Source organism: Aeromonas taiwanensis, from assembly GCF_000820165.1.
In the GTDB taxonomy this organism is placed as follows: domain Bacteria; phylum Pseudomonadota; class Gammaproteobacteria; order Enterobacterales; family Aeromonadaceae; genus Aeromonas; species Aeromonas taiwanensis.
In genome coordinates this window covers 104,819-120,140 of record NZ_CDDD01000100.1, presented here as the reverse complement: position 1 = coordinate 120,140, position 15,322 = coordinate 104,819, and the positions used below count along the sequence as shown (strand labels likewise).

Below are 15,322 nucleotides of genomic sequence, written 5' to 3'. Positions count from 1 at the left end.
GGTGGGGTTGGAGAGCGGGAAGATGATGGGACGGGCACAGTGTTTGTGCATGGTCTTCACCACCTCTTCGGTGAACAGGCCAGGCTGGCCGGAGACCCCGATCAGGATGTCGGGGCGACCGTGCTCCATCACCTCCAGCAGGGAGATGTTGTCCCCCACCGGCCAATCCTTGATGCGCTCCAGCGGCTGGGACAGCTTGCGCTGGAAGTCGAGCTGGTTCGGGATCTTGTCGGTGATGAGACCGAAGCGGTCCACCATGAAGACCCGGCCGCGCGCCTCGGCATCCGTCAGCCCTTCGGCCTTCATCTGCGCCACGATCTGCTCGGCGATGCCGCAACCCGCGCTCCCGGCACCGAGGAAGGCGACCCGCTTCTCGGAGAGCTTGGCGCCGGAGGCCTTGCAGGCGGCGATGAGGCTGCCCAGGGTCACGGCGGCGGTGCCCTGGATGTCATCGTTGAAGCAGCACAGCTCGTCCTTGTAGCGGTTGAGCAGCGGGGTGGCATTGCCCTGGGCGAAGTCCTCGAACTGCAGCAGGATATCCGGCCAGCGACGCTTGACCGCCTGGATGAAGGCATCGACGAACTCGTCGTACTCCTCCCCGGAGATGCGCGGGTGGCGCCAGCCCATGTAGAAGGGGTCGTTCAGCAGCTGCTGGTTGTTGGTGCCCACGTCCAGCACCACCGGCAGGCAATAGGCCGGGGAGATGCCGCCACAGGCGGTGTAGAGGGAGAGCTTGCCGATGGGAATGCCCATGCCGCCGATGCCCTGATCGCCCAGGCCCAGGATGCGCTCGCCGTCGGTGACCACGATCACCTTGACGTTCTGCTTGGTGGCGTTTTGCAGCATGTCATCGATCCTGTCCTTGTCCGGATAGGAGATGAAAAGGCCGCGCGCACGGCGATAGATGTTGGAGAACTCCTCGCACGCCTTGCCCACTGTCGGGGTGTAGATGACCGGCAGCATCTCGGTCAGGTGGTTGTTCAGCAGACGGTAGAACAGGGTCTCGTTGGTGTCCTGGATGTTGCGCAGATAGATGTGCTTGTCCATGTCGTTGCCAAAGCCCATGAACTGGCGATAGGCACGCTCCGCCTGCTCCTCGATGGTCTCGATGTTCTGGGGCAACAGGCCTTCCAGGTTGAAGCTGCTGCGCTCTTCGCTGGTGAAGGCGCTGCCCTTGTTGAGCAGGGGCGTCTCCAGCAGGGCCGGGCCTGCATAGGGAATATAGAGGGGACGTTTCTGATTATTATCTTCAAACATGGATCTGTACCTTGACTGTGTGGCCCGTCGATCCTATGGGCTTGGGGCAACAATTTCAAAGGGTTTGCACGTCCGTGGCAAAAGGTTTGCGACCCAGGCGACGAAAGGCCCCGGGGGTCTGACCAGTCAGCCGGCGAAAGCGGTTCGCAAAGTTGGCCCCGTCGCTGTACCCGACCCGGCTGGCCAGCTCGGCCAGCGGCCAGTTGGTGTAGAGCAGCAGCTGGCGCGCCTTGTTCATACGCAACTGGGTGAGCCAGGCCATGGGCCCCATGCCGAACGCCTGCCGGCAGAGGCGATGCAGGTGAGGCACGGAGCAGGCCATCTGATCCGCGAGCAGGACCACGCTCCAGGGCTCGTCCAGACGTGCCTCCACCCGGCGAAACAGCGCCTGCAGCCGCAGCTCCGGCGTGCCGCGCCCCTCCCCCTGCAGGGTTCTGTCCAGCAGGGCGAGCAGCAGGCTCAGCAGCTGGGGTTGCAGCGGCGAGCGTATGCCCTCCCCCTGCATCAGGCTGAGCAGATGATAGAGCTGATCTCCCTCCTCCCCCTGCCAGATACGGTGACCGAGCCGGTGCAGGTGCTGCCAGCGCGGCACGTCGTCCAGCAGGATCCAGCTGGTGCGCCACTGCTCCCCCACCAGCTTTAGGCCCCCCGGTACGGCCGCGGGCAGGAAGACCAGGGCCCCGGCAGGAATGACCCGCTCCCCATCATCGGTGAGCAGAGCGCCCCCCTCGTCGTGGCTCATCATGAGGATGTGAAATTCGGGCCGGTTGCGACGGATCAGGTAGTGCTCCCGTATGTTCGACAATCCGGTCAGGAAGATGCCCGCCTCGCCGAGCAGGGGCAGGCCTTCACGCCCCAGCATGCGCTCCTCGCAGGAGGGGGCTATCTCAAGACATTCGTTCGCAAAGGGCATAACACCTCAACAGGATAGTTTTGCACAAGAAAGCAGAGAGAGGCTCACAGTGAAGCCATCCCTTACCTTCCTTATCATACCCACGACAAACATTGATTTTCATATACCCGGTTAACATACATGAATTATTGGCAAGCGATTTTAAAACAAACCACCGATCGCGAGTTCATGACCCGATTGTGGCGGCTGGCCCTGCCGGTCTCGCTGCAGTCCATGATGTTCTCCCTGCTCGGTCTCATCGACATCATGATGGTGAGCCAGCTCGGCACCACGGCAGTGGCGGCGGTCGGCTTGGGCAACCGGGTCTTCTTCTTCAATCTGCTGGTGATCGCGGGCCTCTCGGGCGGGGTCTCGGTGTTGGCGGCGCAGTATTACGGTCGCGGAGAGATGGCCGGGGTGCGCCGCTCCCTGGCCCTGGCCCTGGTGGGCGCCCTGGCGGTGAGCCTGCCGTTTGCCCTCGTCTACCTGCTCTCGCCGGGCAGCGTGCTGGGCTTTGCCAGCCAGGATCCCGCACTGCGCGCCCTGGCCGACGAGTTCCTGATGATCACCGGCGCGACCATCCTCTGCACCGCCGTGGTGGTCCCCCTGGAGGCGGCCCTGCGCTCGGTCGGCAATGCGGCGGCGCCGACCCGGATTGGCATCGTCGCCATCCTTGCCAACGTCATCCTCAACTATGCCCTCATCTTCGGCCACTTCGGCTTCGAGGCCATGGGGGTGGCTGGCTCGGCCTGGGGCACCACGATTTCACGGCTGCTGCAGACCGCACTGCTGCTCCTCTACGTGTGGCGCATCGAACCCCGTCTGGTGCCGCGCAGGGCAGACTGGTGGGCGGCCTTTCGCCGCAAGGAGGTGGTGCGCTTCACCCTGATCGCCCTGCCGTTGTTGCTGCACGACGGACTCTGGGCCTTCGGCATGCTGCTCTACGGCTTCCTCTACGCTCACCTCGGCACCGATTCGCTGGCCATCATGACCACCCTCGGGACGCTCGAGAGCATCCTCATCTCCCTCTTCTTCGGGCTGGCGGTGGCCTGCTCCACCCTGCTCGGCCACCGGCTCGGGGCCGAGGAGTATGACGAGGCCTGGCAGCACTCCCAGCTCTTCCTGCTGCTTGCCCCCGTCGGGGCCCTGCTGGTGGGGATCGCCGTCTGGCTGATGCAGGCCAGCCTGCTCCAATGGGTCGGCAATCTGCCCGGCGAACTGATGGGGGAAGCGGGCCAGGTACTTGCCATCCTGTGCCTCGGCATGTTGCTCAAGGTATTCAACATGGTGGGTATCGTCGGCGTGCTGCGTTCGGGGGGAGATGTGAACTACAGCATCTTCATCGACATCGTCGGCATGTGGTGCATCGGCCTGCCGCTTGCCTGGGTGGCGGTCAGCCTGCTCGGCTGGCCCCTCTCCTGGGTGGTGGCCGTGGTGCTGCTGGAGGAGCTCTCCAAGGTATTGCTGGTGCAGCGCCGCATTCGACAGCGCCGCTGGCTTCGCAACCTGGTGATGGGCTGAGAGGGGGCAAGCCGGGCAAATGCGGGGTCATATCAATGACAGAAAATCCCCCTTTGCAGTATGCTGGCCACCTCTTCAATCAGCGACGGGGCACGCCCCGCCCCGTCAGCAGTCGTTAAAGGAGATGCACATGCAACCACAAAAAGAGCTGATCACCGAGACGGCCCTGCTGGAGATGGCCAACAAGATCATCCGGGAACACGAGGACTTCATCCACGGCATGCGCGCCGACACGGTGGAGCAGAAGGGGGACATCCTGGTGTTCAAGGGGGAGTTCTTCCTGGCCGAAGATGGTACCCCGACCGGCAAGACCATGGCGGTGTTCAACATGTTCAAGCTGCTGGCCCAGCAGCTCTCTGGCAAATACCGGCTGGGCTGATCCCGCCCCGGGATGCCGCCCTCAGGCGGCATCCATCCCGGCGGCAGAAGGCTCGTCGGGTACCTTGCCGGCTTCCCCCACCACACAGTTGCGCCCCGCCATCTTGGCCATGTAGAGACACTCGTCCACCCGGTTGAGCAGCGCCTCGATGCCCTCGCCTCGCCGGGCCAGGGTCAGGCCGATACTCACCGTCACCTCCAGCAGCTCGTCGGACGTCGGGCTCTTCACCAGCCGCGCCTCCACCGCCACTCGCAGCCGCTCCGCCACCCGTGTTGCCTGGGCCTGATCCGGACAGCGGGGCAGCAGGATGGCAAACTCCTCGCCACCGTAGCGCCCCAGCACCATGCCGGGTTCCAGCTGCTCCGCCAGGGTCGCCGCCACCTCCTTGAGCACCGCATCCCCCGCCAGATGGCCGAAGGTGTCGTTGATGCGCTTGAAGCGGTCCAGATCCAGCAGCAGCACGGCAAACGGCGTCTGTTTGCGGATCATGGCGGCCCTCGCCTTCTCCAGCTGTTTCATCAGCAGACGGCGGTTCATCATGCCGGTCAGCTCGTCCGTGGTGGACTCCCGGTAGAGCTGCAACAGCATGTTGAGCTGGCCGCACTGCACCCAGGCACTGGCGATGGCAAAGAGCCCCAGCAACCAGATCTGGTTGAGGGTCTGCACGCTCCAGACTGGCTGACCCACCAGCAGCCAGTTGCCGGCCAGCATGGTGATAAGAATGCCTCCCGCCAGCTGCAGGCTGAGAGAGAGGGGAATGGGGAAGATGGCAAACAGGCTGATGAGCAGGTAGGGAAACGCCATGTAGCCCGCCTGCAGCTCCTGATCCGCACCGAAGCTGTGCAGGCAGATGAGGGAGAAGAGCATCATCACCGCCATCAGATAACCCAGCGCCAGCTTCATGCGTTCGCGCCTGAAGTGGATGAGATAGGAGAGCGGGATCAGCGGCGAGAGGGCAAGCAGGCAGAAGATCCGAAGCTGGAACAGCGCCTCGAACTGGGCCGCAGGCAGGGTCAGCCAGTCCACCAGCGCCCAGGTGGGGAGTCCCACCATCAGCAGGCAGGTCAGCAACCGCAGCCGCACCGTCATGAAGCCCATGCGGGTCAGGGTAAAGTCTTCGGAGTGGGCACGGGCACTCCAGAACTCCGACAGCTTCAGCATCCAGAGTCTCCATCTTCCAACTGAGGGCTCATTTTACACCGTCCCCGTCGGGATGCATCAGCATGCGCCCGGTTTGTGACGGAAGCGGCCTCACCGCCATCATCATGAACCTGCTGCTGCCAGAACACACTCCCCAGGCCTGACGCCCCGCCATGTCACAGGTAAAGCCCCGCCGTGCGGGGCTTTACCTGCCTGCCCGCCACGGGTAGTGTGCAAGACCCGTCAATCTTCAGGATCCTGCCATGCCCTATCGCCTGCTTCCCCCTCTGCCTGAAGGTCACACGCCGGATCACATCCTCGCCCAGGAGCAACTCTGGCTGCGGGAGTGCGCCCGGGACGGTCAGCCCCGCGCCCACCTCTGGCAGGCCCCGCAGTGCCTCATCGTCACCCGCAAGGACACCCGCTTGCCCCGCTACCAGGACGCCTGCGAGCAGCTTGCCGCCGAGGGCTGGCCCGTGTTCGTGCGCGACAGCGGCGGCACCGCCGTGCCCCACGGCGCCGGCATCCTCAATCTGTCCCTCATGCTGCCCCGCACCACCACGGATCTCGCCCACTACTACCGCTTGCTGGGGGCACCGCTGCTGAGTGTGCTGGCCGGATACGGCCTCGAGGGAAGCTATGATTTCGTGCCCGGCTCGTTTTGCGACGGCCAGTACAACCTGGTGATCGGGGGGCGCAAGGTGACCGGTACCGCCCAGCGCTGGCTGGCCCCCGGGCAGGATCACGGTGGCGCCGTGCTGGCTCAGGCCATGCTGCTGGTGGCCGGCAACGTGGATGAAGGCACCCGGATGGCGAGCCGCTTCTACGAGCTGGCGGGCGGGGAGCTGCGCTTCTCGCCCGGCACCTCCACCACCCTGGCGCAGGCCATACATTGGCAAGGGAACCCTGGAGAACTGGTGGTCGAGGTCAACCACAGATTGCAACGGCTGCTGACGGCTGATTAAGTGCTCTTCCGTGGCCCCCTTGAGTGACCATTCCCTTCAACGGTCCAACAAAAAAGCCACGACCCGGGTCGTGGCTTTTTTATTTGAATGGATGGTCGTGGCATCAGGCCGTCTGCGGCTCGGGCTCGGACTCCGTATCCCGGTCCCGGCTGAAGTAGGCGCGGGTCTCGGCAATCACCACGTGGCGCAGGCCGATGAGACCGATGAGGTTGGGCACCGCCATCAGGCCGTTGACGATGTCGGCCAGGAGCCAAATCATGTCCAGATGCAGGAAGGCACCGCTCGCCACCAGCACCAGATAGACCAGGCGATAGGGCTTGATCGCCTTCACTCCGAACAGGTACTCGGTGCAGCGCTCGCCGTAGTAGTTCCAGCCAAGAATGGTGGTAAAGGCGAAGAACAGGAGGCCGATGCTCACCAGGTATTGACCGACATGGGCATCCAGCCCCTGGGCAAAGGCCAGGCTGGTCATGGCCGCGCCGCTCGCATCGCCGCTCCACACTCCGGTCACCACCAGGGTCAGGCCGGTCATGGTGCAGATGATGATGGTGTCGATGAAGGTGCCGGTCATGGAAACCAGCCCCTGCTCCACGCAGGAATCCGTCTTGGCCGCTGCCGCCGCGATGGGGGCCGACCCCAGTCCCGACTCGTTGGAGAAGACGCCGCGCGCCACCCCGGACTGGATCGCCAGCATGATGCCGGCGCCGACAAAGCCGCCGGTCGCCGCATGGCCGGTGAAGGCACTCTCAATCACCAGCATGACGGCATCGGGCAGGGCGCTGGCGTTGTTCACCAGCACGCCCAGACAGGCGACGATGTAGAAGATGGCCATGAAGGGCACCACCTTGCTCGACACGCTGGAGATGGACTGGATGCCCCCCAGGGTCACCAGCGCCACGATCAGGGTCAGCACCACGGCGGTCACTTCACGGGGTACCGAGAAGGAGAGGCTCATGGCATCACTGATGGCGTTGACTTGGGGAAAGGTGCCGATGCCGAAGAAGGCGACGCCGATGCCGAACAGGGCGAACAGCTTGGCGAGCGGCCTGGAGCCGAGCCCCTTCTCCAGATAGTACATGGGGCCGCCCGCCATCTGGCCGTTGGCGTCCTGCTGGCGATATTTCACCGCCAGCAGGCACTCGGCGTACTTGGTGGCCATGCCGAACAGGGCGGCCATCCACATCCAGAACAGGGCGCCCGGGCCGCCCAGCTTGATGGCGGTGGCGACCCCGACGATGTTGCCGGTACCTATGGTGGCGGAGAGGGCGGTGCAGAGGGCGCCGAAGCTGGAGACATCCCCCTGCTTGCCCTGGCCCTGATCGCGGCCAAAGACCAGCTTGAGAGCGAGCGGCAAACGCACGATCTGAAGCAGACCCAGACGCAGAGTAAGATAGATGCCGGTCCCGACCAGCAGGATCAGCAGGGGTGGCCCCCAGACAAGGCTATCGATGGCGGCCAGCGCCGATTGAATTGATGACATGCATCCTCCTTAAAAAACAACGATTAAGGAGGAGAAGGATGATCTTCCCATAGGTGTCGCGATCGGCCAGAGGCGATCGGATGCGGGCCAAGCCCAGGTACAACCATCCCATCCCCTCTGTCCTTTTGCCTGAGAGTTTCCGGCGCCAGATTGCGATGCAATCACGGTGCCTTGCTCCTTCGGCGCCCGATTCAACGGGTCTCTCCAGAGTATCGTCCAGTAGCAGTCCACACCGGTTGCCCGGTACCTGAAAGATTCACTTCTTCGGTGGATGGTCGCCCATCGCTCTCCTGCTACCTTCATCCGAACTAGTTTGGATTAGGAAGCGGGCATGGTAATCCAAAAAATGTGAGCTGTCTCGCACTCGTGCCCTGCTCCGCCGCTTTTTTCCGTTCTCCCCCCTGAACGGGGTAAATGCTAAATGTTTGTTAACTATCAATACTTTACCTCCCACCACCGGATTCGGCTTCTTCCGACGCTCGACTGGGGGTTTATATCGATAGCCCCTTTCGTCTCGACCAGAAAAACTTGCCGACATATTCAATCAAAAGGGTTGCACACAAACTCAATAAGCCGATAATCCCGCGCATAACTAAGCACTTCGCAAGGAAGTTATGCAGTGTGCCTGGTTGGTCCCACCGGACCGCTCGCCTGACCCGGCCGTCGCCGGTTCAATCGCATATGGCTTGGGCATATCACGCCCCCTAAGGATGACCAAAAGAGAATGAACGAGACCCTGGTTGCACAAGATTACCGTCAGCTGGTTGAACAATTCGGCTCCCCCCTGCTGCTGCTCGACAAGGCAGCCGTCCGCAAACAGTATCGGGCCCTGGCGGCCGCCCTGCCCGATGTACGATTGCACTATGCACTCAAACCCCTGCCCCACGAGGCAGTGGTCTCTGTCTTGAAGGAAGAGGGGGCCTGTTTCGATCTGGCCACCAATGGCGAAGTGGATCTGGTGCGCAGTCAGGGTGTCCGCCCGGGACGCTGCATTCATACCCATCCCATCAAGCGCGACAGCGACATCCGCTATGCGCTGGAGTACGGCTGCACCGTGTTCGTCTACGACAACCCGCTGGAGCTGGAGAAATTCCTGCCCTACAAGGACGAGGTGAAACTGCTGCTGCGGGTGAGCTTCCCGAACCCCGAGACCAAGGTCGACCTCTCCAAGAAGTTCGGCTGCACGCCGGAGCAGGCACTGCCGCTGCTGCAGCTGGCCCAGGCCAAGGGGATCAAGGTGATGGGGCTGTCGTTCCACGTCGGCTCCCAGGTCCCCCACCCCCGTCGCCACGTACAGGCCATCGACGCCTGCCGCGAGATCATGGAGCAGGCCTGGGCGCTCGGGCTCAAGCCCTGGGTGCTGGATATCGGCGGCGGCTTCCCGGTCGACTATGACGGGGGCGAGTTCGACATCGACGGCTTCTGCGCCCCCATCCGCGAGGCCCTGGCCAAGCTGCCCGCCACCGTGCAGAAGATTGCCGAGCCGGGCCGTTTCATCAGTGCGCCGGCCATGACCTCGGTGGCCAGCGTCATGGGCAAGGCCCACCGCGGCGACAAGATCTGGTACTACCTGGATGACGGTCTCTACGGCAGCTACAACGGCCAGCTCTACGACCATGTCACCTACCCGGTAAGCACCCCCTACGCCCAGGGCCCGCTGCACAATGCCGTGCTCTCCGGCCCGACCTGCGACAGCGTGGACGTCATTCGCGATGGCATCATGCTGCCGGATCTCGAGATTGGGGAGCTGGTCGTGGGCAGGGTGATGGGTGCCTACACCTGGGCGTCGGCCTCCACCTTCAACTTCTTCCCCAAGGCGAGCATCCTCATCCTGGACAGCGCCCAGAAGCAGAAACTGGTCGCCGTGGCCTGACGGGCACAACACAGCGCACAAAAAAAGAGGGGAAGCATCGGCTTCCCCTCTCTCGTTTCATCGTCAGGCTAGATGAACTGGCTCGTCAGCAGCCAACCGGTGTAGGCGACGAAGCAGGCGAGCAGCACGCCCCCCTCCAGCCGGTTGATACGCCCCTGTCCCTTGCGGCCCAGGCACATCACCAGCAGCACCAGGGTCAGACCCATCATCAGGCTCCAGTCCCGGGAGAGCACCTCGGGCGCCACTTCCAGCGGCTGGATGCCGGCGGCGATGCCCACCACCGCCAGGGTGTTGAACAGGTTGGAGCCCAGCACGTTGCCAAGGGCCAGATCGTGCTCGTTCTTGCGAATGGCGATGAGGGAGGAAGCGAGCTCCGGCAACGAGGTACCGACGGCGACGATGGTGAGACCAATCACCAGATCGCTGATGCCAAAGCCCTGGGCGATGGTCACCGCCCCCCACACCAGCAGGCGGGAGGCACCGATGAGCAGCACCAGCCCCAGCACCAGCCAGAACAGCGCGACCTTGAGGGACATGCCCTCACTCTCGATGTCTTCCTCGGTCTCCGTATCCAGCGCATCGCCCTTGCCGTTCATGCCGGCCCAGATGGACCAGCCCATCAACGCCACGAACACGGCCCCCAGAATGACCGCATCGGTGCGGCCCAGATGGCCGTCGATGAGCAGGGCACCGGAGAGCAGCGTGATGCCGAGCAGGATGGGGATCTCCTTGCGTACCACCTGGGAAGCCACGGCGATGGGGCTGATAAGGGCCGTCAGGCCCAGGATCAGGGCGATGTTGGTGATGTTGGAGCCATAGGCGTTACCGAGCGCGAGCCCGGGATTGCCCTGGGACGCGGCCAGGGCCGACACCACCATCTCGGGAGCAGAGGTACCAAAACCGATGATCACCATGCCGATGAGCAGCGGCGGCATGCCGGCATAACGGGCGGTCGCGGCGGCGCCGTCCACAAACTTGTCCGCACTCCAGACCAGCAACGCCAGTCCGGCAATCAAGGCAACAAAAGCCAGGGTCATATTCTTCCATCTCATCCACGGCAAACACGAGAGCCAGGCGCAAGCCTGGCTCCATCCAAAAACGGGCTCAGTGTAACGGGGCCGCTTGCTATTTCAAGGACTAATCAAACAACGATTAATCTTTCACAGCGCCGCCAGCAGACTCTGGGCATCGGAGACCTCGAACTTGCCGGGCGCCTCCACGAAGAGCTGCTCCACCACACCGTCGTTGGCGATGAGAGCGAAGCGCTGGGCGCGCACGCCGCCAAAGGCACCGGTCTCCTTGGCAAGACCCAGTGCCCGGGTCCAGCTGCCGTCACCGTCCGCCAGCATGGTGATGGCATCGGCGTTCTGGGCCTGCTGCCACGCCTTCATCACGAAGGCATCGTTGACCGACAGGCAGCAGATGGTATCCACCCCCGCAGCTTTGAACTGGTCCGCCAGCACCACGTAGCCAGGAAGATGGGCGTTGGAGCAGGTGGGGGTAAAGGCGCCGGGGACGGCAAACAGCACCACCCGCTTGCCTGCAAACAGGGCCCGGGTGTCCAGTACCTGCTTGCCCTCGGCGGTGATAAAGGTAAATTCCCCTGTAGGCAGGGATTGACCGACCGTGATCATGATGACGCATCCTTAGGTGACCGAAAGAGGCCCAGTCTACTCCAAGCCGAAGGGCAACGACACCGGTCAACCGGACGGCCTTCGGGGTTTGGCAACATGGCACTACTGCGAGCGCCGCGCCTGCCAGGTTGCGATCGCCAGCAGGGAGTCCGGCGTGAACTCCTCGGCCCGCCCGGCGATCTCGTCGAGGCTCATCCAGTGCACCTCGCTCACCTCCTCCGCCTGCAGCTGCACAGGCCCCTGATAATGGCAGCTGAAGAGGCCGCCCCAGACCCGGTAAGCCCCGCCCCTCGCCTCCCCTTCTGCATAGAAGGTGCCGAAATCCTGCAGGGGGACGTCGCGAATCCCCAGCTCCTCCGCCAGCTCGCGCCGGGCGGAAGGCGCCATCGCCTCCCCCGTGGTCACCACGCCGCCGGCGCAGGCATCCAGCATGCCGGGACAGAAGTCCTTGGCCAGGGTACGCCGTTGCACCAGCACGCGCCCGGTGTCATCCAGCACCAGGATATAGCTGGCACGATGGCGCAGGTTCTCCTGACGCACCCTGGCACGCTCCGCCACCCCGATCACCCTGTCCTGTTCATCTACTATGTCCACCCACTCCACACGCGGCACCTTCGTCAATCCAGAGATGGCCGCAGTATATCGGGGCCAGGGCCTTGTACGGCACTACTTTTTCCCTCGCCAGCCCCTGAGGCCGTCATGCCGAAAAGCGGATTCATACAAACCACCCACAATTGTCACATCACTGTCACCCTTGCTGGGCATAGTGTGCCCTGTCCAAGCAACAGGGTCTCTGGTCATGAAGGTGTTCAAGCAGTTGTCTCCCCGTCGAATAGCCCGCTATATCAAGAGCTTCCATCATGGAAGTTTCATGGTAGAGGCGATGGGACGGTTCGAGTTTCAGGGGGGCGTCATCGATGTGACAGGGCTGAGCTGTCGTCAGGCCCTGCGTCTGGCCCGCCAGATCAACCTGGCCGTGCGCGACCTGCGCACCACCACCCTGCTGCCGGGCTGACATACTCCTTTCTGTCTGTAGTCTGCTTCCATGCTCTTGCTTGCCCGCCGCTCACCGTAGCGTGCGGGCTTTTTTTATGGGCGACGTCGCACCCGATGGGCTCAATGCTGCAGGATCTGGGAGAGGAACAGCTTGGTCCGATCCGACTGGGGGTTGTCGAAGAACTGATCCGGCACGTTCTCCTCGATGATCTGCCCTCTGTCCATGAAGATCACCCGATCCGCCACCTGCTTGGCAAACCCCATCTCGTGGGTGACGCAGAGCATGGTCATCCCCTCGTGGGCCAGCTCCACCATGACGTCCAGCACCTCGCGCACCATTTCGGGGTCGAGCGCCGAGGTGGGTTCGTCAAACAGCATGACCTGGGGATTCATGCAGAGACTGCGGGCGATGGCGACCCGCTGCTGCTGACCGCCGGAGAGCTGGCCCGGGTACTTCAGCGCCTGCTCCGGGATCCGGACCCGGCGCAGGAAGTTCATGGCGATCTCCTCGGCCTCCTTGCGTGGCAACTGCTTGACCCAGATGGGGGCAAGGCAGCAATTCTCCAGCACGGTCAGATGGGGGAAGAGGTTGAAGTGCTGGAACACCATCCCCACCTCCCGGCGCACCGCCTCGATGTTCTTGAGATCCGAGGTCAGGGCCGTGCCCTTGACCAGGATGTGTCCGCTCTGGTGCTCCTCCAGCCGGTTGATGCAGCGGATCATGGTGGACTTGCCTGAGCCAGATGGGCCGCAGATGACGATCTTCTCTCCTCTGCCCACCTGCAGGTTGATGTTGCGCAGCACATGAAATTCACCGTACCACTTGTTGACTGCTTTCAGTTCGACGACAGCGTCCGTTTTCATCTCGAAACTACTCCTAATGCTTGTGGCCCGTGTTGAGTTTGCGCTCCAGATAGATGGAGTAGCGGGACATGCCAAAACAGAACATCCAGAAAATCATGGCGATAAAGACATACGCCTCGGTGGAATACCCCAGCCAGGCTGGATCCGCCAGCGCCACCTTGGAGATGGCCAACAGATCGAACAGCCCGATGATGAGCACCAGGCTGGTGTCCTTGAACAGGGAGATAAAGGTGTTCACCAGCGAGGGGATGGTGATCTTGAGGGCCTGCGGCATGATGATGAGTCCCATCACCTTCCAGTAGGAGAGCCCCAGGGCATCCCCCGCCTCGTACTGCCCCTTGGGTATTGCCTGCAACCCCCCTCTCACCACTTCCGCCACATAGGCCGCCTGGAACAGGATGATGCCGATGAGCGCCCTCAGCAGCTTGTCGAGCTCCACCTCGGTACTCATGAACAGCGGCAGCATGACGGACGCCATGAAGAGCACTGTGATGAGCGGCACCGCCCGCCAGAACTCGATGTAGACAGTGGAGAGGCTGGAGATGACCGGCATGTGGGAGCGACGTCCCAGCGCCAGCAGGATACCGAACGGCAGGGCGACCACTATGCCCACCACCGCCAGCACCAGGGTCAGCATCAGCCCCCCCCAGCGGTTCGTCTCCACCACCTCCAGCCCAGCCCCACCATGGATGAGGAAGAAGGCGATGACAGGAAACACCAGCAGGGTAAAGAGCGCCAGCCCCCCCTTGCGAGGGGTCTTTGGCCAGATGAGCAAGGCCAGCAGCACCGCCAGGCCGGCGAAGGTCAGGTTGATGCGCCAGTACTGATCGGCCGGATAGAAGCCATAGAGATACTGCCCCAGCCGGCTCTCGATGAAGATCCAGCACGCCCCTCCCTCGGCGCAGGCTTCACGGCTGTTCCCCTGCCAGGTGGCCGAGAACAGCGCCCAGTCCAGGGCGGACCAGATCAGTGGCAGCAGCAGATAGGCCAGCGCCATGGTCAACAGGCCGTTCCACCAGTTGGGAAACAGATTCTGCCTGAGCCAGGCGACCAGGCCCCGGCGATGGCTGGGAGGCGGCAAGGCCTCCTGCAATTCGTTCACGAACATGACAGCTCCCTAGCGCTCCACCAGCGTCATCCTGCGGTTGTAGATGTTCATCAGCACCGAGGTGGTGATACTGATGACGAGATAGACCCCCATGGTCATGGCGATGACCTCGATGGCCTGCCCGGTCTGGTTGAGGGTGGTGCCCATGAAGACAGACACCAGATCCGGATAGCCGATGGCCGTGGCCAGCGAGGAGTTCTTGGTAAGGTTCAGATACTGGCTGGTCAAGGGAGGGATGATGACCCGCATCGCCTGGGGAATGATCACCAGCCGCAACGTCTTGGCGGGGGAGAGCCCGAGTGCGGAGGCGGCCTCCGTCTGCCCCTTGCTGATGGCCAGGATGCCGGAGCGCACTATCTCCGCGATGAAGGCCGCCGTGTAGATGGTCAGCGCCAGCAGCAGAGCCGCAAGCTCGGGCAGGACCGTCATCCCTCCCCGGAAGTTGAATCCCTGCAACGCTGGCACGCTCCAGCTGAGCGGACTGCCCGCCAGCAGGAAGGTGACGGCCGGGAGCAGAATGACCAACCCGGCCGCACAGCGCCAGAACGGGAATATCCTGCCGGTCAGGGCCTGACGGCGCCGTGCCCAGCGGCTCAGTCCCCAGCTCAGCACCACGGCGATCAGCAGGGCCCAGAGCACGTAACCGAATCCCTCTTCGAACACCGGCTTGGGTAGATAGAAGCCCCGCACGTTGAGGAAGGCGAGCCCCCCCAGATCCACGCTCTGGCGCGGTGATGGCAGAGTACGCAGCACCGAGAAGTACCAGAAGAAGATCTGCAGCAGCAGCGGGATGTTGCGAAACGTCTCTATGTAGACGGCCGCAATCCGCGCCACCAGCCAGTTGCGCGACAGACGCGCCACCCCGAGCATGAAACCGAGCAGGGTGGCAAACAGGATGCCGAGCACGGAAACCAGCAGGGTGTTGAGCAGCCCCACCACAAAGGTACGGCCGAAGGTATAGGTTTCGTCATAGGAGATCAGGCTCTGCAGAATGCCGAAGCCAGCCGTGTTGCCCAGGAAACCGAAGCCGGTGGTGATGCCACGGGTGGCCAGATTGGTCAGGGCATTGTTGACGATGTAGAACAGGAACCCGACAACGACCGCGATGGCCAGGCACTGGAAGATCAATGCCCGCACCTTGGCGTCATACCACCAGCGGCCCTGTTCTTTCCTATGGTTTGATGCGTGTAACGCCATGAGGATGACTCCGACA

At 63.0% G+C, this 15,322-nt stretch carries 15 protein-coding genes and 1 riboswitch; of the genes, 5 read left to right on the top strand and 10 right to left on the bottom strand.

The features are described from left to right. Together BN1136_RS17590 and BN1136_RS17585 are read right to left on the bottom strand one after the other, a co-directional pair. A partial coding sequence (locus BN1136_RS17590; protein WP_043808994.1) for an NAD-dependent malic enzyme occupies positions 1-1,257 on the bottom strand: 1,257 nt, incomplete at its 3' end. Positions 1,258-1,312: 55 nt separating this feature from the next. After that, positions 1,313-2,170, bottom strand: a complete 858-nt coding sequence (locus BN1136_RS17585; RefSeq protein WP_043758886.1) for a helix-turn-helix transcriptional regulator — start codon at positions 2,168-2,170, stop codon at positions 1,313-1,315. A gap of 120 nt (positions 2,171-2,290) precedes the next feature. Here BN1136_RS17585 and BN1136_RS17580 point away from each other — a divergent pair, with 120 nt between their 5' ends. After that, entirely contained in the window at positions 2,291-3,670 is a 1,380-nt protein-coding gene (locus BN1136_RS17580; protein ID WP_043758884.1) for an MATE family efflux transporter, read from the top strand. A gap of 130 nt (positions 3,671-3,800) precedes the next feature. Further along, positions 3,801-4,049 (top strand): YciN family protein, encoded by a 249-nt coding sequence (locus tag BN1136_RS17575; protein WP_043758882.1) that lies wholly within the window; start codon positions 3,801-3,803, stop codon positions 4,047-4,049. A gap of 21 nt (positions 4,050-4,070) precedes the next feature. Here the strand turns inward: BN1136_RS17575 and BN1136_RS17570 are convergent, their stop codons facing one another. Next, positions 4,071-5,210, bottom strand: a complete 1,140-nt coding sequence (locus BN1136_RS17570; RefSeq protein ID WP_043758880.1) for a GGDEF domain-containing protein — start codon at positions 5,208-5,210, stop codon at positions 4,071-4,073. A gap of 242 nt (positions 5,211-5,452) precedes the next feature. Here BN1136_RS17570 and BN1136_RS17565 point away from each other — a divergent pair, with 242 nt between their 5' ends. Continuing rightward, complete coding sequence (locus BN1136_RS17565) at positions 5,453-6,154, top strand: lipoyl protein ligase domain-containing protein (protein WP_043758879.1); 702 nt, start codon at positions 5,453-5,455, stop codon at positions 6,152-6,154. Positions 6,155-6,257: 103 nt separating this feature from the next. Here the strand turns inward: BN1136_RS17565 and BN1136_RS17560 are convergent, their stop codons facing one another. Then, a complete protein-coding gene (locus BN1136_RS17560; RefSeq protein ID WP_043758877.1) occupies positions 6,258-7,634 on the bottom strand; it encodes an alanine/glycine:cation symporter family protein in 1,377 nt (458 codons plus the stop codon). Positions 7,635-7,741: 107 nt separating this feature from the next. Continuing rightward, positions 7,742-7,852, bottom strand: a riboswitch (glycine riboswitch). A gap of 506 nt (positions 7,853-8,358) precedes the next feature. Here BN1136_RS17560 and BN1136_RS17555 point away from each other — a divergent pair. Then, the gene (locus BN1136_RS17555; protein WP_043758874.1) at positions 8,359-9,507 is read left to right on the top strand and encodes a type III PLP-dependent enzyme; all 1,149 of its coding nucleotides are present in this window, start codon (positions 8,359-8,361) and stop codon (positions 9,505-9,507) included. Between the two features lie 68 nt (positions 9,508-9,575). On the opposite strand, the gene BN1136_RS17550 is transcribed toward BN1136_RS17555, so the two are convergent. The 3 genes from BN1136_RS17550 to yfcD form a co-directional block, all read right to left on the bottom strand. Then, on the bottom strand, positions 9,576-10,544 hold the full coding sequence (locus BN1136_RS17550) for a calcium/sodium antiporter (protein ID WP_043758872.1): 969 nt from the start codon (positions 10,542-10,544) through the stop codon (positions 9,576-9,578). Positions 10,545-10,667: 123 nt separating this feature from the next. Then, positions 10,668-11,141, bottom strand: coding sequence for a peroxiredoxin (locus BN1136_RS17545; RefSeq protein ID WP_043758870.1), 474 nt, complete (start codon positions 11,139-11,141; stop codon positions 10,668-10,670). Positions 11,142-11,243: 102 nt separating this feature from the next. Continuing rightward, positions 11,244-11,744, bottom strand: a complete 501-nt coding sequence (gene yfcD, locus BN1136_RS17540; RefSeq protein ID WP_043758867.1) for an NUDIX hydrolase YfcD — start codon at positions 11,742-11,744, stop codon at positions 11,244-11,246. 196 nt (positions 11,745-11,940) lie between these two features. Between yfcD and BN1136_RS17535 the strand changes: the two genes are divergently transcribed. Next, positions 11,941-12,156, top strand: a complete 216-nt coding sequence (locus BN1136_RS17535) for a DUF1107 family protein (protein ID WP_043758865.1) — start codon at positions 11,941-11,943, stop codon at positions 12,154-12,156. A 101-nt stretch (positions 12,157-12,257) separates the two neighbouring features. On the opposite strand, the gene BN1136_RS17530 is transcribed toward BN1136_RS17535, so the two are convergent. The 3 genes from BN1136_RS17530 to BN1136_RS17520 are packed head-to-tail and all read right to left on the bottom strand — an operon-like array spanning position 12,258 to position 15,306. After that, a complete protein-coding gene (locus BN1136_RS17530; RefSeq protein ID WP_043758863.1) occupies positions 12,258-13,001 on the bottom strand; it encodes an amino acid ABC transporter ATP-binding protein in 744 nt (247 codons plus the stop codon). A gap of 13 nt (positions 13,002-13,014) precedes the next feature. Further along, on the bottom strand, positions 13,015-14,109 hold the full coding sequence (locus tag BN1136_RS17525; RefSeq protein ID WP_043758862.1) for an amino acid ABC transporter permease: 1,095 nt from the start codon (positions 14,107-14,109) through the stop codon (positions 13,015-13,017). A 9-nt stretch (positions 14,110-14,118) separates the two neighbouring features. Beyond that, the gene (locus BN1136_RS17520; RefSeq protein ID WP_043758860.1) at positions 14,119-15,306 is read right to left on the bottom strand and encodes an amino acid ABC transporter permease; all 1,188 of its coding nucleotides are present in this window, start codon (positions 15,304-15,306) and stop codon (positions 14,119-14,121) included. Between the last annotated feature and the right edge of the window lie 16 nt (positions 15,307-15,322).

What these genes read in the sequence shown, in the direction of transcription:
- BN1136_RS17565 (WP_043758879.1), top strand. Translation starts at nt 5,453, where the DNA reads ATGCCCTATCGCCTGCTTCCCCCTCTGCCTGAAGGTCACACGCCGGAT.
- BN1136_RS17585 (WP_043758886.1), bottom strand. Translation starts at nt 2,170, where the DNA reads ATGCCCTTTGCGAACGAATGTCTTGAGATAGCCCCCTCCTGCGAGGAG.
- BN1136_RS17560 (WP_043758877.1), bottom strand. Translation starts at nt 7,634, where the DNA reads ATGTCATCAATTCAATCGGCGCTGGCCGCCATCGATAGCCTTGTCTGG.
- BN1136_RS17525 (WP_043758862.1), bottom strand. Translation starts at nt 14,109, where the DNA reads ATGTTCGTGAACGAATTGCAGGAGGCCTTGCCGCCTCCCAGCCATCGC.
- BN1136_RS17545 (WP_043758870.1), bottom strand. Translation starts at nt 11,141, where the DNA reads ATGATCACGGTCGGTCAATCCCTGCCTACAGGGGAATTTACCTTTATC.
- BN1136_RS17520 (WP_043758860.1), bottom strand. Translation starts at nt 15,306, where the DNA reads ATGGCGTTACACGCATCAAACCATAGGAAAGAACAGGGCCGCTGGTGG.
- BN1136_RS17580 (WP_043758884.1), top strand. Translation starts at nt 2,291, where the DNA reads ATGAATTATTGGCAAGCGATTTTAAAACAAACCACCGATCGCGAGTTC.
- BN1136_RS17555 (WP_043758874.1), top strand. Translation starts at nt 8,359, where the DNA reads ATGAACGAGACCCTGGTTGCACAAGATTACCGTCAGCTGGTTGAACAA.
- BN1136_RS17530 (WP_043758863.1), bottom strand. Translation starts at nt 13,001, where the DNA reads ATGAAAACGGACGCTGTCGTCGAACTGAAAGCAGTCAACAAGTGGTAC.
- BN1136_RS17570 (WP_043758880.1), bottom strand. Translation starts at nt 5,210, where the DNA reads ATGCTGAAGCTGTCGGAGTTCTGGAGTGCCCGTGCCCACTCCGAAGAC.
- BN1136_RS17575 (WP_043758882.1), top strand. Translation starts at nt 3,801, where the DNA reads ATGCAACCACAAAAAGAGCTGATCACCGAGACGGCCCTGCTGGAGATG.
- BN1136_RS17535 (WP_043758865.1), top strand. Translation starts at nt 11,941, where the DNA reads ATGAAGGTGTTCAAGCAGTTGTCTCCCCGTCGAATAGCCCGCTATATC.
- BN1136_RS17550 (WP_043758872.1), bottom strand. Translation starts at nt 10,544, where the DNA reads ATGACCCTGGCTTTTGTTGCCTTGATTGCCGGACTGGCGTTGCTGGTC.